Consider the following 18,911-nt stretch of genomic DNA (forward strand, 5'->3'; position numbering starts at 1 on the left):
CATCGGGTCATCCTACGATTGACACCATACCAAAGCCCCCATCGCTCTCATTTGTTCCAGCTTCGGAGAACTCGTTACGAACGCCGGGCACCGCGAAGCAGCCACAGGAGGCCGATCACGGGCAGCGCGAGCGGCACGTACCCATACCCGCTGCCGTACCCCGACCATACGGTGGCCTGCGGAAACGCGGCGGGGTCCGCCAGGCTCAGGGTGCCGACGACCAGCACCCCGGCCAGCTCGACCAGGCAGGCGGCGACCGCGACGCGCCGTGCGCCCCGGGCCAGCGCCACCGTGAGCACGATGTAGACCACTCCGGCGAACGCCGACAGCACGTACGCCAGCGGCGCCTCGGCGAACCTCGTGGCGATCTGCACGGCGGCGCGGGAGGTCGCGGCCAGTGCGAAGATCCCGTACACGGCCACGAGCACGCGTCCCGGCCCTGTGCCGGAAGGGGCGCTCATGCGCCGGCGTTCCAGATCTGCAGCAACCGCCCGGTCATGACGGCCACGGTGAAGGCGGCCACGGCGATGACCCCCGGGCCCCAGCGCGTACGCTCCGCCCGGCCCCACCACATGGCGGCGGGCGGGATCACCACGGTGCCCGCCAGGTAGCCGATGAAGGTCGCCTTGTCCACCACGTGGCCGAGCCCGGCCAGCGCGAAGCCCGCCTGCGCGAGCACGGCGAGCTCCAGCAGTCCCAGCCCGGCCAGCAGCACCGGCCCCATCGGCCGATCCCGAATGGCGGTGACGACGCCGACAAGCGCCAGCAGCAGGGCGGCGCCGATCAGCCAGCCCGAATAGGCGCCGTTCATGCCGCGCTCAGGGCGGGGATCGCAGACATGGCCAGTAGGGTATCGGCCCGCACCCCCGCCCTGCCGCACGCCCTCCTAGCGCTGCCGAGTCTCCGCGAGCAGCAGGTCGACCGCGTCCTCCGGCTTCCCGTTGACCGCGTACGCGCCTCGCTGGCGCGAGGCGGAGCTGCCCCGGCGCAGCGCCGCGTCGGCGAGCTCCGAGACGATCTCCCAGTCGCCCAGCTCCTCCAGGGTCGGCCGCAGTTCCTCCAGCATCCCGGTGATGAGCCGCGGGGCCGGCTCGGGCCTGCTCGTCACCGGCGACAGCAGGTCGCCCTCCAGCCCGTCGCGGGCCGCCCGCCAGTTGGCGGCCCGCAGCAGCGCCAGGCGCTGCTCGCCGACCGGCGGCTCGCCGCGCTCCACGGCCTCCGTCTCCCTCGTCATGAGGGCGCGGAAGAGACCGGCGAGCAGCACCACGTCGTCCGCGAGCGGGCAGGAGTCGCAGATGCGCATCTCCACCGTCGGCACGTGGGCGCTCAGCCGCAGGTCGAAGTAGACCATGCCCCGGTCCTCGATGACGCCGGAGGCCACCAGGTCCTCGGCCGTCCTGTCATACTCGGCCGCGTCGGCGAACGGGCCGAGCGGACCCGCCGTCGGCCAGCGCTGCCAGGTCAGCGCCCGGCTGCTGGCATACCCGCTGTCCTCGTCCATCCAGTAGGGCGAGCTGGCGCTGAGCGCGAGAAGCGGGGGGAGCCACGCCTCCACGCGCTGGGCGGCGAGCACCGCCACGTCCCTGTCGTCGATCTCCACGTGCACCTGCGCCCCGCAGATGAGCTGCTCCTGGGCGAGGAACCGGTAGGACTCCGACAGGTACTCGTAGCGCTCCCCCGGGGTGAACGTGTAGCCCTCGATGCCGGTGATCGGTGTCGTGCCGGAGGCGATCACGCCCACCCCCAGCGGCTCACCGGCCGACACGAGCGCCTGGCGCAGCCGCACGATCTCGGCCCGCACGTCGCCCAGGTCCTCCATCGGGGTGCTGTTGGTCTCCACCACCGAGCGCTGCAGTTCGGCCGCGAACCCCTCGTCCGGCAGCCGCTCCAGCATCGACTCCGCCAGCGGTGTCAGCCGCCGGGTCTCGAGATCGACGACAAGGAACTCCTCTTCAACGCCGACAGGCCGTCTCTTCGTCATGACCGGTCACTACCCCGGTCGTGCGGAATAGGCCTGACCTGGCCCGTTCTCGTCCAGGTAAAGCCGGAGCGCCCCGAACCTTTTCCGTGGATGATGGCTCTTATCGGTGGGGGTCCGACATTTCCACTACGGGGAAGGATTCGACATGCCAGTCGACCTGTCCAACGGCAAACCGCTCGCATGGGACTCGGCGAAACTCGACGCCGACACCAAGGCGATGCTCGACAACCTGCAGCCGAACATCCTGCAGGCGCACGTACGGGAGAACATGTCCCTGCTGCTCGTGCACTTCGGCGACGGCCCGGACGGCAGGCGCTTCCTGCGCTCCCTCGTGCCGCTCATGAAATCGGCCAGGAAGCACCTGGAGGAGGTCCGCGACTTCAACCGCGCCAAGAAACCCGGCACGCCGTACGTGGGCGTCGGAATCAGCAAAATCGGCTATCTGAAACTGGGTGACTCCACCAGCAAATTCACCGACAACGCGTTCAAATCGGGGATGAAACGGCGCAAGGACACGTTGAGCGACCCGGCGGTCGGCGCCTGGGAGAAGCACTACCAGGAGGAGATCCACGCGATCGTGCTGATCGGCGACGCCACGCCCGAACCGGTCGCCGCCACCCGCGAGCGCGTCCTCGCGCTGCTGCCGAAGACCGCGAAGATCGTCGGCGAGGAGAAGGGCGAGGGCCTGCGCGACGCCCAGGGCCGGGGCATCGAGCACTTCGGCTACGTGGACGGCCGCAGCCAGCCGCTGTTCCTCGCCGACCAGGTGGCCGCCGAGTCCGGCACCAACTGGAACCCGTTCTTCCCGCTGAGCCACGTGCTCGTCCCCGATCCCCTCGCTCCCCACCCGAGCCGGCACTTCGGCAGCTATCTCGTCCTGCGCAAGCTGGAGCAGAACGTCCGCGCGTTCCGCGAGGCCGAGGAGGCTCTCGCCGACGCGCTCGGCCTGAAGGGGGACGACCGGCCGCTCGCGGGCGCGATGCTGGTGGGCCGGTTCCGCAACGGCACCCCGCTGCGGCTGCACGGCAAGCCGAGCTCCGAGGGCCACCCGGTGCAGAACGACTTCAGCTACCGCGACGACCCCGGGGCCAAGTGCCCGGTCGGCGCGCACATCCGCAAGGCCAACCCCCGCGACTCGCGGGACGGCGGCCTGGAGCGCGCACTCGGCGTGATGATGGCCCGGCGCGGCCAGACGTACGGCAGGCGCGCCGACAAGCCGTGGGACGACGCGCCCGCGACGACCCGGCCGACCGGCGGGGTGGGCCTGCTGTTCATGGCGTTCAACTCCAGCCTGCAGGGCCAGTTCGAGTTCACCCAGCAGACCTGGGCCGACAACGCCGATTTCCCGGCCGGGGACACCGGCCACGACCCCGTGATCGGCCAGGGCAAGCGGGACGTCAAGGTGCGCTACCCGACGGCGTGGGGCAGCGCGAAGCTCAGCGCCCCCCAGCGCCAGGTCCCCCAGACCGTGACGATGAAGGGCGGCGAGTACTTCTTCATGCCGTCGCTCGCCTACCTCAAGAGCCTGTGATCCTCCGACGCCCGCGTCAGGCGCGGGAGCGGCCGACGTAGACGTTCCGGGCCCGGTAGTAGGTGCTCGGGCCCGGGGAGCCGGACGAGCCCTCCACCTGAAGGTTGATGATCAGCAACATCGGCTTGCCGACGAAGCCACGGGCGTGGTGGACGGCCATGTCCACGTCCGTGGCGCTCACCTTGGTGATCCACGCGCGATAGGTGTGCCAGGAGCCGGGCGACGACACGCCCACGACCGTGCTGTCCACGTCGGACGAGGTGCGGAACGGTTACAGGTGAGACAGGGAGTCAACGTCCGCGCCCAGGCCCTGAGCGGGACCGCAGGTCATGCGAGAGGCACGCGTGAGAGTTCCAGCCGTGTGGGTGGAGCTATGGGGACTCGAACCCCAGACCCCCTCCATGCCATGGAGGTGCGCTACCAGCTGCGCTATAGCCCCTTGCCACCGCCCCGGGTGTTCCCGGCGCGGCGCTCGGAGAGCATATAGGTATGCCCGTCCGTTTACCTAATCGTCACCGGCCTCACACGCCTCAGCCGTCGGCGGTGGCGGCGGGGCTGTCGTCGCTGCTGATCGGCTCGGGGAGCGTCCCCGCGTTGTGCTCAAGCAGGCGCCAGCCGCGGCGGCCCTCCTCCAGCACCGACCACGAGCAGTTGCCCAGGCTGCCGAGCGCCGACCACAGCTCCTGCGGCAGCCCGAGCAGACGGCAGATGCCGAGCCGCAGCGCGGCTCCGTGCGAGGCGACGACCAGCAGGCCGTCCTCGTCGAGGCGGGACGCCCAGCGCCCGACGGCGTCGGCCACACGGTCGGCGACGTGCGCCACGTCCTCGCCGCCCGGGGCCTCCCACGCCTCGTACTCGACCGGCCAGCCCGCCCTGATCTCGTCGCGGGTCAGGCCCTCCCACTCGCCGCCGCCGCGCTCGCGCAGGTCCTTGTCCACGGCCACGTCGAGGCTGGTGAGCCGGCCGAGGGCCGAGGCCGTGTCGTACGCGCGCCGCAGGTCCGAGGAGACGAGCATGGTCGGCCGCAGGGCCGCGAGCAGGGAGGCCGCCCGGGCCGCCTGCGCGATGCCGGTCTCGTCCAATGCGATGTCGGTGTGCCCCTGGAAGCGCTTCTCGACGTTCCAGAGCGTCTGCCCGTGCCGCAGGCAGACGACGCGACGGCTCATCGCGCCGCCCCGATGATGGCGTTGGTCACCGGGCCGCTCCGTGCCCGCGCTGCTCGGCGACGCGCTTGACGCTCTCCGGCAGCTCGATGGACGGGCAGTCCTTCCACAGGCGCTCCAGCGCGTAGAAGTTGCGGTCCTCCTCGTGCTGCACGTGCACCACGATGTCGAGGTAGTCGAGCAGGACCCAGCGGCCCTCCCGCTCGCCCTCACGGCGTACGGGCTTGGCGTCGGCCTCCACGCGCATGCGCTCCTCGATCTCGTCGACGACCGCGCGGACCTGCCGGTCGTTGGACGCGGAGCAGAGAAGGAAGGCGTCGGTGATGACGAGCTGGTCGCTCACGTCATAGGCGATGATGTCGTCGGCCAGCTTCTCGGCGGCGGCCTCGGCCGCCACCCGCACGAGCTGGATCGATCTCTCGGATGCTGTCACGATTCGGTTCTGTCCTCCGTTGACGGGTTCTTCCAGGGTGCACAGTCCGCGTGTCCCGTACAACCGGCTTTCCCGGGGAGACCCTACCGGCACACCCTGTCGATTCCGGTGTTATGCCCGGGATCAGGAGTTCAACGTCCTTCAGAGCCCGCGGATTCCGTCAGGGGGAAGGCGGCGACAGTGGCGCCGACCCGGATCGTCCCCGGCGTACGGGGGGTCGCGGCGCCCTCGTGCAGGTCGACGATCGCGGCGAGGATCCTGCTGCGGACGTCGTTCCACAGCTCGGGATCGACCCACAACTCGGCGTCGGCCGTCACCCCCTCCTCGCCCGCGCGCCGCCGCCCGGCCCGCTCGCGCAGCGACCCCGCCAGCGCCTCGGCGAGCAGCGGGAAGCCGTCCCGCTGCTCGGTCAGCGGCGTGCCCCCCGCCGCCCGGTAGCGGCGCTCCCGGCCACCGCGCCGGACCCGTACGTCGGCCAGCTCGGCCAGCCCGGCGTCGTCCAGGCAGCGCAGGTGATGGCTGGCGAGAGCGTGTGAGATGCCCAGTTCGCGGGACAGCTCGGCCGCCGACATGGGCGCGCCCCACATCAGCGAGAGCATGCGCAGCCGCACCGGATGCGCGAGTGCCCTGAGCCTGGGATCCGCCTCCGCCATGGCGGAAAGTTAACACCATCACAACCCCCAAGCATTGACTTGGGGGTTGGCTGCCGCGATGATCCCCGGCATGAGAGCCGCCCTCGCCGACCGCAACGCCCGCCGTTACCTGAGCGCCGTCGCGGTCTCCGGTTTCGGCACCACGGCCATGTCCCTGGTCGCGGGCATCTGGGTGAAGTCGCTGACCGGCTCCGACAGCCTCGCCGGCCTCACCGCGTTCTGCTTCTGGGCGCCGACGGCGGCCGGGCCCGCGCTCGGCGCGGCGGTCGACGTCCTCGGCGCCAGGCCCGTGCTCGTCTGGACCAACGTCGTGATGGGGGCGGCGCTCTGCCTGCTCTTCCTGGTCAGCTCCCCCGCGCAGGTCTGGCTGCTGTTCGCGGTGCTCCTGCTGTACGGCGTGAGCTTCGTCGTGCTCGACGCCGCGGAGGCGGCCGTCCTGCCCGCCGCCGTGCCGGAGGCGATGCTGGCCGAGGTCAACGGGCTGCGCATGAGCGCGTCGGAGGGCACCCGCCTCGCCGCGCCCCTGCTGGGCGCCGGGCTGTTCGCCGCCGCGGGCGGCGACGCGGTGGTCGCGCTCGACGCGGCCACCTTCGCGGCCGGCGCCTGGCTGCTCGGCACGCTGCGCCTCCCGGCCGGCTCCGCACGGCCCGCCCGCGTGACGCGCGGCTGGGCGGCCCGGACGGCGGAGGGGTCGCGCTTCCTGTTCCGCGACCCGCTCCTGCGCCGCCTCACGCTGTCCGGGGCGGCGCTGATGCTGGTCTCCGGCGTCAACGGCGCGGTCGTCTTCGCCGTGGTCGACCACGGTCTGCACCGGCAGCCGGGCTTCACCGGCGTGCTGTCCGCGGTCCAGGGCGGCGGCACGGTCCTCGGCGGCCTGATCGCGGGGCCGCTGCTGCGCCGGGCCGGCGAGGCGCGGCTGTCCACCGCCGGAGGACTCCTGTTCGCCGCCTCGGTGGCACTGCGCGCCGTCCCCTGGGAGCCCGTCGTGACGGCGGCGAGCCTGCTGTCGGGGCTGGGGCTGCCCTGGGTGCTGGTCGCCGCCTTCACCGCCGTACAGCGGATCGCGCCCCACGACCTGCTGGCCACCGTGTCCGCGACCGCCAACACCGTCCTGTTCGTCCCGACCGCTGTGGGGATGGCGCTCGGCGCCGGGCTCCTCGCCCTGACCTCCTACCGTCCGGTGCTGTACGCGGCGGCGTTCGCCGGCGTGCTCGCCGCGGGCGCGGGGGTCAGCTTTCCGGGTCGTGGTAGAGGCCGCGCTTGTTGATGTACTGCACGATGCCGTCGGGGACCAGATACCAGATGGGCTCCCCGGCGGCCACCCGGTCGCGGCACTCGGAGGAGGAGATCGCCAGGGCCGGGATCTCGATCAGGCTGACCTTGCCCGCGGGCAGGCCGGGGTCCTGGAGCGTGTGGCCGGGCCGGGTGCAGCCGACGAAGTGCGCGATGGTGAAAAGCTCGTCGACGTCGCGCCAGCTCAGGATCTGCGCGAGCGCGTCGGCGCCGGTGATGAAGTACAGCTCCACGTCCGGGCCGTACGCGGCGGCGACGTCACGAAGCGTGTCGATCGTGTACGTGGGGCCGGGCCGGTCGATGTCCACCCGGCTGACCGAGAAGCGGGGGTTCGACGCGGTGGCGATCACCGTCATGAGGTAGCGGTCCTCGGACGAGGACACGTTCTGCTCGGCCTTCTGCCATGGCCGGCCGGTCGGGACGAACACCACCTCGTCCAGGTTGAAATGGTGGGCCACCTCGCTGGCCGCCACCAGGTGGCCGTGGTGGATCGGGTCGAAGGTCCCGCCCATCACGCCCAGTCGCCGGATCGCCGTCCCGTTACGCATGAAACGGACGATAACGCGCCTAGCGGACCACACCGGAAACCGGCCCTCCCCTGACGGCCAGGGCTCCCCGGACGTCCGCGCGCGTCCGGCCCGTGAGACATAGCATGCGGAACATGACCACTCCCGATCGCAATCGCGTGCAGCTGCCCGGCATCAGCTCGCGAGCCTACGAACACCCCGCCGACCGTTCCGCGCTCGTCGCGATGCGTTCGCTCTCCGGATTCGACGCGGTGCTCAAGCGCACGTCCGGCCTGTTCAGCGAGCGTCGGCTCCGCCTGATGTTCCTGGCCTCCGCGGTGCGCACGACCGACACCCAGTTTCGCGCCCTGCACGACATGGGCCGCGACAGCGCCTACATCCTCGACCTGCACCGCATCCCCGAGATCTACGTGCAGCAGGACCCGAAGGCGTACGCGATGGCGATCGGTTTCGACGAGCCGTTCATCATCGTCTCGACGGGGCTGCTCGACCTCATGGACGACGAGGAGCTGCGCTTCGTCATCGGCCACGAGACCTCGCACATCCTGTCGGGCCACGCCGTCTACGGCACGATGCTCGCGATCCTGACCCGCCTGGCCACCCGGGTGGCCTGGATCCCGCTCGGCTACATCGGTCTGCGGGTCATCGTCGCCGCCCTGGAGGAATGGCAGCGCAAGGCGGAGATGTCCGCCGACCGCGGCGGCCTGCTCGCCGGGCAGGACCCCGACGCCGCGCTGCGGGCGCTCATGAAGCTCGCCGGCGGCTCCCGCCTGCACGAGATGAACATCGAGGCGTTCCTCGACCAGGCCAGGGAGTACGACACCGCGGGCGACGTGCGCGACGGCCTGCTCAAGGTCCTCAACATGCTCGGCACGACCCACCCGTTCGCGGTGACCCGCGTCGCCGAACTCGACCGCTGGCGTCGCAGCGGAGAGTACGACCGGATCATCGGCGGCACCTACCCACGCCGTGAGGACGACGCGAACGCCAGCATCACCGAGGAGATCAAGGCGGCGGCCAACTCCTACCGCGAGTCGTGGGCGCAGTCGCAGGACCCCTTCATCGGCGTGCTGCGCGACGTCGCCGAGGGCGCGGTCAACGCCGGCGAGCGCATCTTCAACCGGTTCGCCCGGCGCGAGAACTGAGCCGCCAGAAGTGAGCCGGCAGAACTGAGCCGGCAGGATTGAGCACCGGGTCGGCCCGGCAGCGCTAGAAGAAGCGCTAGAAGAAGAAGGCCACGGCGCGGACGGCTGCGGCGCAGAGCGCGACGAAGCCGCCTAGGACGGCGAGCGCGCGCAGGCCCTCCCGCCGCAGGCCGGGGATGGCCGCGCCCGCGCGCTCGATCTCCCGCCCGTTGATCGCGCCACTGACGACGCCGAACGCCACGCCGGCGATCGTGACGGGCACCGGCTGAGACCACCACTCGGGCTCCAGGCGTCCCCCGGAGCCCACCCACAGCGCCGCGAACGCCGCCGCGGCGGCGGGCAGCCCCGGCCACGCGACGGCAGACAGCAGCGAACCGGCCAGCGTAAGCGGGAACGCCAGCGCACGCAGGCAGGCGCGGGCACGGCCGGGTTTGCGGCTCCGCACGAGCCAGTGACTGGTCCACACGGCTCTGATCACCACCGCGAGGGCCGCCGTGATCGCGAAGGTGGCGAGCGGGTAGACCACCGACGCCACCACGCACGGAACGGCGAGCAGCGCGACCAGGACCAGGGCCGCGTTCCCGGTCGGGATGCCGAGCGCCCCTTCCGCCCCCTCCGGTGCGGTGGCGAGGGCCGTGGCCGCCCTCACCCGCCGGGGGCGAGCGGCGGAGCCGGGGCCGCCGCGCCGGGCTGCCCGCTCGGCCGCCGTCGCCGGTTCCCGCGCCGTGGTCTCGGCGCCCTTCCTGACCGGCCTGTCCTCCGTCTTGACGGCCTTCCTGGTCACCGGTTTCGCCACCGGCTTCGCGTCGGCCGCGGCACGCGCCCGGGCCGCCTCCGCGGGCGTACGCGTGGCGGTCTCGGCGACGGACGCCTCCCCGGCGGCCCGCGCGAGCCGGGACAGGCGGTCGGCCAGCAACGCGGCGGTCGGGCGGCGGGCGGGGTCGCGATGCAGGGCGGCGCGGACGAGCGGCAGCAGGGCGGCCGGCACCCCCACCAGGTCGGCCTTGCCGTTCAGCACCGCGTACATCTGGGACTCGGCGGTGCCCCGGCCGAAAGTCGGCCGTCCGGTGGCGGCGAACGCCACCGTGGCGGCCCAGCCGTGGATGTCGGCGGGCTCCCCCACGGTCTCGTCGGCGAAGACCTCGGGAGCGCAGTAGCCGGGCGTGCCGAGGAACGTGCCGGTCACCGTGACCCGCGTCGCGTCGAGCACCTGGGCGATGCCGAAGTCGATCAGCACCGGCCCGTCCTCGCCCAGCAGGACGTTGGCCGGCTTGACGTCGCGATGCACGACCCCGCCCGCGTGGATGATCGCCAGAGCCGCCGCGAGGCCCTGCGCCAGCGTGATGAGCCGGGACTCCTGCAGCGGCCCGCCACGCCGTACGCCGTCGAGGAGGTTCTCCCCCTCGATGTACTCCATGACGAGGTACGGCCGGTCGCCGGACAGGTCGGCGTCGAGCACCTGGGCGACGTACGGGCTCTCGACCCGGCGCAGCGCCCGCACCTCGCGTTCGAGCCTTAATCGGGCGTCGGGATCGTTCTCGATGGGGTCGCGGAGCATCTTCACCGCGACGCGGTCGCCCCGGCGGCCGACGGCGAGGTACACCTCACCCATGCCACCCCGGCCCAGCCGCTCCAGCAGCGCGTAGGGGCCGACCCGCCCGAGACGTCCAGCCATAGGAGCGCCAACCATAGCGGCCCGGCAGCCCGAATAGGCGGAGGCGCGCCGTTCCAATCACACATAAGCCGATGCCAACCGGCCCACAAGCGCACCAGGGCAGTCTGTTCATCGACAAGGCGGCCGGAGCGCCGGCCCGCGCTGACACCGGCGAGACGAAGACAGATGACGATGACTGACTCCTCCGGCGCGATCACCGTCGTGGTCGCCGACGATCACCCACTGTTCGTCGAGGGAATCCGGTCCGCCCTGCAGCAGGAAGCCGCGCAGGCGGCCGGCATCTCCGTCGCCGGCACCGCCTGCGACGACCTCGACGCCCTGCGCCTGTGCGTACGGCTGTCGCCACAGGTGCTGCTGGCCGACCTGGCCATGCTGGGCGCGCTCGGCTCCCTGCGCCGCCGCTGCCCCGCCGTACGGATGCTCGCGCTGGGCGCCGACGACGGCGAGACGGGCTTCACGAGCGCGCTGCGCGCCGGCGCGCACGGCTACCTGCTGAAGGGATCGGGGCCCGCGGAGATCGCGGCGGCGGTACGGTCCGTGGCGCTCGGGCAGGTGGTCTTCGGCGGCGGGCTGGCGCCCCGGCTCCTCGACCGTCTCACCACGCCGCAGGCCCGCAGCCCGTTCCCCGGCCTCACCCAGCGGGAGCACGAGATCCTGGAGCGGCTGGCCGACGGCAGGTCCAACGCCGAGATCGCCCGCGAGCTGTGCCTGGCCACCAAGACCGTGCGCAACCACGTGAGCAACGTGCTGACGAAGCTGGCCGCGCCCAGCCGGGTGGACGCGGCCCTGCGGGCCAGGGACGCGGGCCTCGGCTCGCGTCCCGTGCTCACCCGTGTCTGACGGTCACACCCGTACGTGGCCCTCGCCGGTGTAGATCCACTTGGTGGAGGTGAGCTCCGGCAGCCCCATGGGGCCCCGGGCGTGCAGCTTCTGGGTGGAGATGCCGATCTCCGCCCCGAAGCCGAACTCCCCGCCGTCGGTGAAGCGGGTCGAGGCGTTCACCGCGACCGCCGCCGAGTCCACGGTCGCCACGAACCTGCGGGCGGCCTGCTGGGAGCGGGTCACGATGGCGTCGGTGTGGGCCGAGCCGTACCTGCGGATGTGCGCGACCGCGTCGTCCAGCGAGTCGACGACGGCGGCGGCGATGTCGAGGGAGAGGTACTCCGTGGTGAAATCCTCCTCGGCGGCGGCCACGACGTCGGCGCCGTAGGCCCGCACGCGCTCGTCCCCGTGGACGGTCACCCCCGCGTCCTTCAGCGCCGTCAGCGCCTTGGGGACGAACTCGTCGGCGATGGCGGCGTGCACGAGGAGCGTCTCGGCCGCGTTGCACACCGAGGGCCGCTGCGCCTTGGCGTTCACCAGGATCTTCAGGGCGGTGTCGATGTCGGCGTCGGCGTCCACGTACACGTGGCAGTTGCCCACCCCTGTCTCGATCACCGGCACGGTCGACTCCTCGACCACGCTGTTGATCAGCGAGGCGCCGCCGCGCGGGATCAGCACGTCCACCAGCCCGCGGGCGCGCATCAGGTGCTTGACCGACTCGCGGGTCTGGCCCGGCACGAGCTGCACGGCGTCCGCCGGCACCTCGGTCGCCGCCAGCGCCTCCTGCATGACCCGCACCAGCGCGGCGTTGGAGGAGTACGCGCTGGACGACCCCCGCAGCAGCACGCCGTTGCCGCTCTTGAGGCAGAGCGCGGCCGCGTCCACGGTCACGTTGGGCCGGCCCTCGTAGATGATGCCGATGACGCCGAGGGGCACCCGCACCTGACGCAGCTCCAGGCCGTTGGGCAGCGTGCTGCCGCGCACGACCTCCCCGACCGGGTCGGGCAGGTCGGCCACCTGGCGGACGGCCGACGCGATCGTGGCGATCCGGCCCGCGTCGAGCCGCAGCCGGTCGATCATCGCTTCGGAGGTGCCGTTCTCCCTGGCCCGGTCCACGTCCACGGCGTTGGCCGCGACGATCTCGTCCGTGGCCGCCTCCAGTGCGTCGGCCACGGCGCGCAGCGCCGCGTCCTTAGGCGCGCGCGGCATCGGCGCGAGCACCGTCGCGGCGTCCCTCGCCGCCCGCGCGACCTTCAGAAATTCCTCTGCCTCAGACATTGCCTCGCGCTCCGTCACTTGTGGTGGTGAACAGGCTCCAATATCACGATGTCGTCCCGGTGGATCAGCTCGCGCTCGTACTCCGGGCCGAGTGTGCTGGCCAGCTCCCGGGTGGAGCGGCCGAGCAGGTCGGGGACCTCCCCCACGTCATAGTTGACCAGACCGCGGGCGACGACGGCGCCCGACGGCGCGCACAGGTCGACCGGGTCGCCCGCGGCGAAGTCGCCCTCAACCTTCACGACGCCCGCGGGCAGCAGCGACTTGCGCCGATCGACCACGGCCTCGACCGCGCCCGCGTCCAGGTGGAGGCGGCCCCTGCCGGTCGTCGCGTGGGCCAGCCACAGCAGCCGGGTGCCTGGGTGGCGGCCTCCCGGGTGGAAGCAGGTGCCGATGTCGGCGCCGGCGAGCGCCTGCGCCGCGTGCGCCGCCGCCGTGAGCACCACCGGGACGCCCGCCCCGGTGGCGATGCGGGCCGCCTCCACCTTGGTGATCATGCCGCCGGTGCCGACCCGGCCGGAGGTGCCCAGCTCGACGCCCTCCAGGTCCTCAGGCCCCCGGACCTCGGCGATCCGCTGGGCGCCGTCCTTGCGCGGGTCGCCGTCGTACAAGGCGTCGACGTCCGACAGCAGCACCATGCCGTCGGCGTGCGTGAGGTGGGCCACCAGCGCCGCGAGCCGGTCGTTGTCGCCGAACCGGATCTCGTCGGTGGCCACCGTGTCGTTCTCGTTGACCACGGGGACGATGCCGAGCTCGAGCAGCCGGGCCAGCGTCCGCTGGGCGTTGCGGTGGTGCGAGCGGCGCATCATGTCGTCGGCCGTCAGCAGCACCTGCCCCACGCGCAGGCCATACCTGGCGAAGGACGAGGTGTAGCGGGCGACCAGCACGCCCTGCCCGACCGAGGCGGCCGCCTGCTGGGTGGCCAGGTCCTTGGGCCGGTCGCGCAGCCCTAACGGCCCGAGCCCGGCGGCGATCGCGCCGGACGACACGAGCACGATCTGCGTGCCGGCCGTGCGCCGGGCCGCCAGCACGTCGACCAGCGCGTCCACCCGGTCGACGTCGATCGTGCCCCGGGACGTCGTCAGCGACGACGACCCCACCTTGACCACCAGCCGCGCGGCCTCGCGGATCCGCTCCCTGCCTGTCACGCCATCTCCCACTCCGGCCCCCTGATCAGCCGAGCCTCGCGTCGGTGCCACGCGGGCCCATCGTCGCCTCCGTAGCCTGCGACGGCTGCCAGTCGAAGACGTAGCCGCCCTCCATCGGACCGATGATCACCTCGGCGCCGGCCGTCGCGCCAGCCTTGATCAGCGCCTCCTCGACGCCGAGCCGTTCGAGCCGGTCGGCCAGATAGCCGACGGCCTCGTCGTTGGAGAAGTCGGTCTGGCGGATCCACCGCTCGGGCTTCTCGCCGTTCACCTGGAAGCGGTTCTCGTCGATCCGGCGTACGGCGAACCCGGTCTCGCCGAGCTGCCTGGGCCGGATGACCAGCCGCGTGGGCTCCTCCACCGGGGCCTGCGCCCGCGCCGCCGCCACCATCTCCCCCACCGCGTACGCCAGGGGCCGCAGGCCCTCGTGGCTGGCCGCGGAGATCTCGAAGACGCGCAGCCCGCGCTCCTCCAGCATGGGCGTGACGATGTCGGCCAGCTCCCGGCCGTCGGGGACGTCCACCTTGTTCAGCGCGACCAGCCGCGGCCGGTCCTGCAGCGAGCCGTACGCCGCCAGCTCGGCCTCGATCACCTCGAAGTCGGTGACCGGGTCGCGCCCCGGCTCGATCGTCGCGCAGTCGAGCACGTGCACGATCGTCGAGCAGCGCTCGACGTGCCGCAGGAACTCGTGACCGAGACCCCGGCCCTCCGACGCCCCCGGGATGAGCCCCGGCACGTCGGCGACCGTGAAGACCGTCTCGCCCGCCGTCACCACGCCGAGGTTGGGGATGAGCGTCGTGAACGGATAGTCGGCGATCTTGGGGCGGGCCGCGGAGAGCGCCGCGATCAGGGACGACTTGCCCGCGTTGGGGAACCCGACCAGCGCCACGTCGGCGACGGTCTTGAGTTCGAGCACGATCTCGGCCTCGTCACCCGGCTCGCCGAGCAGCGCGAACCCGGGAGCCTTGCGCTTGGCGTTGGCCAGCGCGGCGTTGCCGAGGCCGCCGAAGCCGCCCTGCGCGGCGACGTAGCGGGTCCCGGCGCCGACCAGGTCGACCAGCACCTCGCCGGTCCTGGCGTCCTTCACGACCGTGCCGTTGGGCACCGGCAGGACGATGTCCTCGCCGTTGGCGCCGTCCCGGTTGGAGCCCATGCCCTGCTTGCCGTTGCCCGCGCGGCGGTGCGGCCGGTGGTGGTACTCCAGCAGGGTGGCGGTGTTGGGATCCACCTCCAGGATGACGTCGCCGCCGCGTCCGCCGTTGCCGCCGTCGGGCCCGCCGAGCGGCTTGAACTTCTCCCGGTGGATGGAGGCGCAGCCGTTGCCCCCGTCACCCGCCTTGATGTGCAGGACGACGTGGTCCACGAAGTCGGCCATCAGCCGCTCCCCCTCACTGCTGTACGGAAAAACGAATGAGGCGGACCGAATGCTCGATCCGCCTCATCGCGCTGCTTGCTGGTGTCCGGGGCGGATCTACTCCGCGGCCGGGACGATGCTCACCGCGCGGCGACCGCGCTTGGTGCCGAACTGCACCCGGCCCGTGGCCAGGGCGAACAGCGTGTCGTCGCCACCACGGCCGACGTTGTCGCCGGGGTGGAAGTGCGTGCCGCGCTGACGGACGATGATCTCGCCCGCGTTCACCAGCTGACCGCCGAAACGCTTCACACCGAGGCGCTGAGCGTTCGAGTCACGGCCGTTCCGGGTGGACGAGGCGCCCTTCTTGTGTGCCATGATTCACTCCCTTTCGGGGGTAAGCGGGGGTCGTCCCCCGGGAAACTACTGTCCGGGGTTGATGCCGGTGACCTTGACCTGGGTGTACCGCTGGCGGTGACCCTGGCGCTTCTTGTATCCGGTCTTGTTCTTGTACTTCAGAATCCGGATCTTCGGTCCCTTGGTCTCGCCGAGGATCTCGGCGGTCACCTGGAACCGGGAAAGCGTGGCAGCGTCGGTGGTGACATCGCCGTCGTTGACGACGAGCACCGCCGGCAGCGACACCGAGGAGCCAACCTCACCGGCGACCTTGTCCACCTCGAGGACGTCCCCGACGGAGACCTTCTGCTGCCTGCCGCCGCAACGAACGATCGCGTACACCGCGGAACCCTTCTACTGGCTAAATGCTGAGATGCCGCGCCCCGCATCCAGCTGCTGTCGATACACGACCGGCGATCCGGGCAGGCGCGCGAAGCCAGGCACGCCGACACCAGGCGCACCGGATGACCAGGGTACCGGATATCCGGCACCCAGGTCGAACCGAGCGGACCGCCGGGTGACGAAGTCGTTACTCCGCCGTCTTCCTGCGGGAACGTCGCCGTCCCCGGGAAGACGGCGTGGAGCCTTCGCCCTCGTCTGAGTCGGTGGGATCGGCGTCGATGGCGTCGGTGACGCTCTCGCGCACCGAGCCCGCCGCCGCGGCGACGGAGCCCTCGCCCGCCGCCATCTTCTCGGCCACCGCCTTCTCGATGGCCATCTTGCCCTGCGTGCCGCGCGGCTCGGGCTTCGCCTCGACCGGTTCGGTCGACACGATGATCCCGCGCCCGTGGCAGCAGTCGCACGGCGTGGAGAACGCCTCCAGCAGGCCCTGACCGACCCGCTTGCGCGTCATCTGCACCAGACCCAGCGAGGTGACCTCGGCCACCTGGTGCTTGGTCCTGTCCCTCGCCAGGCACTCCAGCAGCCGCCGGAGCACCAGGTCGCGGTTGCTCTCCAAGACCATGTCGATGAAGTCGATCACGATGATGCCGCCGATGTCCCGCAGCCTGAGCTGGCGGACGATCTCCTCGGCCGCCTCCAGGTTGTTGCGGGTGACGGTCTCCTCGAGGTTGCCGCCCTGCCCGGTGAACTTGCCGGTGTTGACGTCGACGACCGTCATCGCCTCGGTCCTGTCGATCACCAGCGAGCCGCCGGACGGCAGCCACACCTTGCGCTCCATCGCCTTGGCGATCTGCTCGTCGATGCGGTAGGCGGAGAACGCGTCGGTCTCCTCCTCCCACTTCGACAGCCGCTCGGCCAGGTGCGGGGCGACGTAGCGGACGTACTCGTCCACCGTCGTCCACGCCTCGTCGCCCTCGACGACCAGGGAGCTGAAGTCCTCATTGAAGACGTCGCGGACCACCCGGACGGTCAGGTCGGGCTCGCCGGACAGCAGTTCCGGCGGGCTGGCCGACTTGGCCTTGCGCTGGATGTTCTCCCACTGGGCCGACAGCCGGGCGACGTCGCGGCTGAGCTCCTCCTCCGAGGCGCCCTCCGCGGCGGTGCGCACGATGACGCCCGCGTTCTCCGGCATGACCTTGCGCAGGATCTGCTTGAGCCGGGTCCGCTCCTTGTCGGGCAGCTTGCGGCTGATCCCGGTCATCGAGCCGTCCGGCACGTAGACCAGGTAGCGGCCGGGGAGGCTGATCTGGGAGGTCAGCCGGGCGCCCTTGTGGCCGATCGGGTCCTTGGTGACCTGGACGAGCACCGACTGCCCGGACTTCAGCGCCGCCTCGATCCGCTTGGGCTGGCCCTCCAGCCCCGCGGTGTCGAAGTTCACCTCGCCGGCGTACAGCACGGCGTTGCGGCCCTTGCCGATGTCCACGAACGCCGCCTCCATCGAGGGCAGCACGTTCTGGACCTTGCCGAGGTAGACGTTGCCGACGTACGACTGGCTGGACTCCCGGTCGACGTAGTGCTCGACGAGGATGCCGTCCTCGAGCACCGCGATCTGGGTGCGGCCGCCCTGGCGGCGCACGACCATGATTCGCTCGACCGACTCGCGCCGGGCCAGGAACTCCGACTCGGTGATGATCGGGGGACGGCGGCGGCCCAGCTCGCGGCCCTCACGGCGGCGCTGCTTCTTGGCCTCCAGCCGGGTCGATCCCCGTACGCCCTGGACCTCGTCCACCGAGGTGGACCTGGTGGCGCGGGGCGCCCGGATGCGGACGACGGTGTTCGGCGGGTCGTCGGGGGCCAGCTCGGCCTCCTCGGTGCCCCGGCGGCGACGGCGGCGACGGCGGCGGGTGCCGGCCTGGCCCTCGGAGTCGTCGTCGGCCTGCTCGCGGTCGTCCTCCTCGGCCGACGCGGCCTGCGGCTCCTCGCCCTCGCCGTCCTGCTCCTCGCCGTCCTCGGCGTCCCTGGCGCGGGCACCGCGTCCGCGTCCGCCCCGGCGGCGGCGCCGCCTGCGGGCGCCGCCCTCGCCCTCGGACTCGTCCTCGCCGGATTCGGCCGTCTCCTCCGGCTCCTCCGCCTCCTCGTCCTCCACCGGCGCCGGCTCGGCCGCGGGCGACGCGGGCCTCTGCACGGGCACCGCGAACGGGTCGGGGGCCTGGAAGAGCGGCTGGAACAGCGCCGACGGCGCCTGGAAGGTCACCGAGGGGACGGACGGCTGCCGTGCGGACAGACCGAAGGGGTCGGCCACCACGTCCGGCCGCCCGCCGTCCTCCTCGACGTCTTCAATGTCGACGTCCTCGATTTCGAGCGGCTCGTCGTCCAGCGGCTCCTCGTCGGGGAGGTTGAGCCGCAGCGCGGCGGCGACCTCCGCCTCGGCGGCGCTCATCGCCCTGGATCGTTCCGGCTCCGGCTCTACAGCGCGGGCGCGGCGGCGGCGCTTAGGGGCGACGGGCTCCTCGGCCTGCGCTGCCTGCGCGGCCTGCACCGTCTCCTCGGCCTGCTCCGGCTGCGGGGACGGCTCGGTCTCGTCGGTCCTCTTGCGGGTACGGCGACGCCGCGTGGGCGCGGCCGGCTCGTCGTCCGCGGCCGGCACCGGCTCCGCTGTGGCCGTCACCGTCTCCGCCGCGACCGGCACCTGCTCCCCGGCGGCCGGCGGCTCCTCGGCAATCGGCTCCTCGGCGGTCTTGGTGCGGCGGCGGGTGACGCGCTTGGGCCGTTCCTTCGCGACAGGCTCCTCCTGCGCGGGGGTCACCGCGGTCGGCTCGGCCGCTTCCGGCGCAGCGCCCTCCGCAGCCTCCGGCTCGGCGCTTTCGGCAGCCTTCGGCTCGGTGCTTTCCGCGGCCTTCGGCTTGTTGGCCGCGGCCACCGTGGTCACCGGCGGCGGCAGGTCGTCCGGCTCGGGCGGGGGCCCGGCCGGGCGGCTCGCCGACCGGCGGCGCGGGGTCGTGGACACGCCGGACGGACCGGAGGAAACCGTGTCCTCCCCGGCCTGGCCGCGTTCTTCTGTTGTCGTGTCACCGTCAAGGCTCACAGCCCCGTCAGTGGGCTCGTTGTCGAGCATGCGGGCGCTCTCCCGTCAGCCTCCGGGCACGTTGCCGCGCCGCGCGGAGGCTCTCGTCTCT

Annotated in this window: 19 protein-coding genes and 1 tRNA gene; 4 read left to right on the top strand and 16 right to left on the bottom strand. The window is 72.2% G+C overall.

The features are described 5' to 3' along the window. Positions 1-74: 74 nt before the first annotated feature. From HHX35_RS33600 to HHX35_RS33610, 3 genes are all read right to left on the bottom strand, one after another. Positions 75-461, bottom strand: a complete 387-nt coding sequence (locus tag HHX35_RS33600; protein ID WP_182902674.1) for a hypothetical protein — start codon at positions 459-461, stop codon at positions 75-77. After that, entirely contained in the window at positions 458-811 is a 354-nt protein-coding gene (locus HHX35_RS33605; protein ID WP_182902675.1) for a hypothetical protein, read from the bottom strand. The genes HHX35_RS33600 and HHX35_RS33605 overlap by 4 nt, the downstream gene beginning before the upstream one ends. Positions 812-886: 75 nt before the next feature. Next, entirely contained in the window at positions 887-1,981 is a 1,095-nt protein-coding gene (locus HHX35_RS33610) for a glutamate--cysteine ligase (RefSeq protein WP_139576248.1), read from the bottom strand. A gap of 145 nt (positions 1,982-2,126) precedes the next feature. Here HHX35_RS33610 and HHX35_RS33615 point away from each other — a divergent pair, with 145 nt between their 5' ends. After that, a complete protein-coding gene (locus HHX35_RS33615) occupies positions 2,127-3,512 on the top strand; it encodes a peroxidase (RefSeq protein ID WP_182902676.1) in 1,386 nt (461 codons plus the stop codon). A 16-nt stretch (positions 3,513-3,528) separates the two neighbouring features. On the opposite strand, the gene HHX35_RS33620 is transcribed toward HHX35_RS33615, so the two are convergent. From HHX35_RS33620 to HHX35_RS33640, 5 genes are all read right to left on the bottom strand, one after another. After that, a complete protein-coding gene (locus HHX35_RS33620) occupies positions 3,529-3,762 on the bottom strand; it encodes a hypothetical protein (RefSeq protein WP_220506200.1) in 234 nt (77 codons plus the stop codon). 116 nt (positions 3,763-3,878) lie between these two features. After that, positions 3,879-3,951 (bottom strand) — tRNA-Ala (locus HHX35_RS33625). Positions 3,952-4,042: 91 nt separating this feature from the next. Further along, positions 4,043-4,678, bottom strand: coding sequence for a histidine phosphatase family protein (locus tag HHX35_RS33630; protein ID WP_139576245.1), 636 nt, complete (start codon positions 4,676-4,678; stop codon positions 4,043-4,045). A gap of 25 nt (positions 4,679-4,703) precedes the next feature. Further along, positions 4,704-5,108 carry a ribosome silencing factor gene (rsfS, locus tag HHX35_RS33635; protein WP_139576244.1) on the bottom strand — a complete coding sequence of 135 codons (405 nt, stop codon included), beginning with the start codon at positions 5,106-5,108 and terminating at the stop codon, positions 4,704-4,706. A 131-nt stretch (positions 5,109-5,239) separates the two neighbouring features. Beyond that, positions 5,240-5,761, bottom strand: coding sequence for a transcriptional regulator (locus tag HHX35_RS33640; RefSeq protein WP_182902677.1), 522 nt, complete (start codon positions 5,759-5,761; stop codon positions 5,240-5,242). A gap of 70 nt (positions 5,762-5,831) precedes the next feature. Here HHX35_RS33640 and HHX35_RS33645 point away from each other — a divergent pair, with 70 nt between their 5' ends. After that, a complete protein-coding gene (locus HHX35_RS33645) occupies positions 5,832-7,028 on the top strand; it encodes an MFS transporter (protein WP_182902678.1) in 1,197 nt (398 codons plus the stop codon). Here the strand turns inward: HHX35_RS33645 and nadD are convergent. Then, on the bottom strand, positions 6,991-7,602 hold the full coding sequence (gene nadD, locus HHX35_RS33650; RefSeq protein ID WP_182902679.1) for a nicotinate-nucleotide adenylyltransferase: 612 nt from the start codon (positions 7,600-7,602) through the stop codon (positions 6,991-6,993). The two genes, HHX35_RS33645 and nadD, sit on opposite strands and share 38 nt — an antisense overlap. 113 nt (positions 7,603-7,715) lie before the next feature. Between nadD and HHX35_RS33655 the strand changes: the two genes are divergently transcribed. Further along, positions 7,716-8,726 (top strand): M48 family metallopeptidase, encoded by a 1,011-nt coding sequence (locus HHX35_RS33655; RefSeq protein WP_396781339.1) that lies wholly within the window; start codon positions 7,716-7,718, stop codon positions 8,724-8,726. Between the two features lie 76 nt (positions 8,727-8,802). Here HHX35_RS33655 and HHX35_RS33660 read toward each other — a convergent pair whose 3' ends face one another. Then, entirely contained in the window at positions 8,803-10,401 is a 1,599-nt protein-coding gene (locus tag HHX35_RS33660) for a serine/threonine-protein kinase (protein WP_182902680.1), read from the bottom strand. 165 nt (positions 10,402-10,566) lie between these two features. Between HHX35_RS33660 and HHX35_RS33665 the strand changes: the two genes are divergently transcribed. Continuing rightward, positions 10,567-11,241, top strand: a complete 675-nt coding sequence (locus HHX35_RS33665) for a response regulator transcription factor (RefSeq protein ID WP_182902681.1) — start codon at positions 10,567-10,569, stop codon at positions 11,239-11,241. A 3-nt stretch (positions 11,242-11,244) separates the two neighbouring features. On the opposite strand, the gene HHX35_RS33670 is transcribed toward HHX35_RS33665, so the two are convergent. The 6 genes from HHX35_RS33670 to HHX35_RS33695 form a co-directional block, all read right to left on the bottom strand. Further along, a complete protein-coding gene (locus HHX35_RS33670) occupies positions 11,245-12,501 on the bottom strand; it encodes a glutamate-5-semialdehyde dehydrogenase (protein ID WP_182902682.1) in 1,257 nt (418 codons plus the stop codon). A gap of 14 nt (positions 12,502-12,515) precedes the next feature. Further along, the gene (gene proB, locus HHX35_RS33675; protein ID WP_285780892.1) at positions 12,516-13,646 is read right to left on the bottom strand and encodes a glutamate 5-kinase; all 1,131 of its coding nucleotides are present in this window, start codon (positions 13,644-13,646) and stop codon (positions 12,516-12,518) included. Between the two features lie 25 nt (positions 13,647-13,671). Beyond that, positions 13,672-15,021: a GTPase ObgE gene (gene obgE, locus HHX35_RS33680; protein ID WP_182902683.1), complete on the bottom strand. Its 1,350-nt coding sequence runs from the start codon at positions 15,019-15,021 to the stop codon at positions 13,672-13,674. Between the two features lie 96 nt (positions 15,022-15,117). Beyond that, positions 15,118-15,375: a 50S ribosomal protein L27 gene (gene rpmA / locus HHX35_RS33685; RefSeq protein WP_030505847.1), complete on the bottom strand. Its 258-nt coding sequence runs from the start codon at positions 15,373-15,375 to the stop codon at positions 15,118-15,120. Between the two features lie 45 nt (positions 15,376-15,420). Further along, positions 15,421-15,735 carry a 50S ribosomal protein L21 gene (gene rplU, locus HHX35_RS33690; RefSeq protein WP_030505848.1) on the bottom strand — a complete coding sequence of 105 codons (315 nt, stop codon included), beginning with the start codon at positions 15,733-15,735 and terminating at the stop codon, positions 15,421-15,423. Positions 15,736-15,922: 187 nt separating this feature from the next. Then, on the bottom strand, positions 15,923-18,850 hold the full coding sequence (locus tag HHX35_RS33695; RefSeq protein WP_182902684.1) for an Rne/Rng family ribonuclease: 2,928 nt from the start codon (positions 18,848-18,850) through the stop codon (positions 15,923-15,925). Positions 18,851-18,911 lie beyond the last annotated feature (61 nt).

The organism is Microbispora sp. H10830 (genome assembly GCF_014161375.1).
GTDB classification, from domain to species: Bacteria; Actinomycetota; Actinomycetes; order Streptosporangiales; family Streptosporangiaceae; genus Microbispora; species Microbispora catharanthi.

What these genes read in the sequence shown, in the direction of transcription:
- rpmA (WP_030505847.1), bottom strand. Translation starts at nt 15,375, where the DNA reads ATGGCACACAAGAAGGGCGCCTCGTCCACCCGGAACGGCCGTGACTCG.
- HHX35_RS33630 (WP_139576245.1), bottom strand. Translation starts at nt 4,678, where the DNA reads ATGAGCCGTCGCGTCGTCTGCCTGCGGCACGGGCAGACGCTCTGGAAC.
- HHX35_RS33605 (WP_182902675.1), bottom strand. Translation starts at nt 811, where the DNA reads ATGAACGGCGCCTATTCGGGCTGGCTGATCGGCGCCGCCCTGCTGCTG.
- HHX35_RS33670 (WP_182902682.1), bottom strand. Translation starts at nt 12,501, where the DNA reads ATGTCTGAGGCAGAGGAATTTCTGAAGGTCGCGCGGGCGGCGAGGGAC.
- nadD (WP_182902679.1), bottom strand. Translation starts at nt 7,602, where the DNA reads ATGCGTAACGGGACGGCGATCCGGCGACTGGGCGTGATGGGCGGGACC.
- obgE (WP_182902683.1), bottom strand. Translation starts at nt 15,021, where the DNA reads ATGGCCGACTTCGTGGACCACGTCGTCCTGCACATCAAGGCGGGTGAC.
- HHX35_RS33610 (WP_139576248.1), bottom strand. Translation starts at nt 1,981, where the DNA reads ATGACGAAGAGACGGCCTGTCGGCGTTGAAGAGGAGTTCCTTGTCGTC.
- HHX35_RS33695 (WP_182902684.1), bottom strand. Translation starts at nt 18,850, where the DNA reads ATGCTCGACAACGAGCCCACTGACGGGGCTGTGAGCCTTGACGGTGAC.
- HHX35_RS33600 (WP_182902674.1), bottom strand. Translation starts at nt 461, where the DNA reads ATGAGCGCCCCTTCCGGCACAGGGCCGGGACGCGTGCTCGTGGCCGTG.
- HHX35_RS33640 (WP_182902677.1), bottom strand. Translation starts at nt 5,761, where the DNA reads ATGGCGGAGGCGGATCCCAGGCTCAGGGCACTCGCGCATCCGGTGCGG.
- HHX35_RS33665 (WP_182902681.1), top strand. Translation starts at nt 10,567, where the DNA reads ATGACGATGACTGACTCCTCCGGCGCGATCACCGTCGTGGTCGCCGAC.
- HHX35_RS33615 (WP_182902676.1), top strand. Translation starts at nt 2,127, where the DNA reads ATGCCAGTCGACCTGTCCAACGGCAAACCGCTCGCATGGGACTCGGCG.
- HHX35_RS33660 (WP_182902680.1), bottom strand. Translation starts at nt 10,401, where the DNA reads ATGGCTGGACGTCTCGGGCGGGTCGGCCCCTACGCGCTGCTGGAGCGG.
- HHX35_RS33645 (WP_182902678.1), top strand. Translation starts at nt 5,832, where the DNA reads ATGAGAGCCGCCCTCGCCGACCGCAACGCCCGCCGTTACCTGAGCGCC.
- HHX35_RS33655 (WP_396781339.1), top strand. Translation starts at nt 7,716, where the DNA reads ATGACCACTCCCGATCGCAATCGCGTGCAGCTGCCCGGCATCAGCTCG.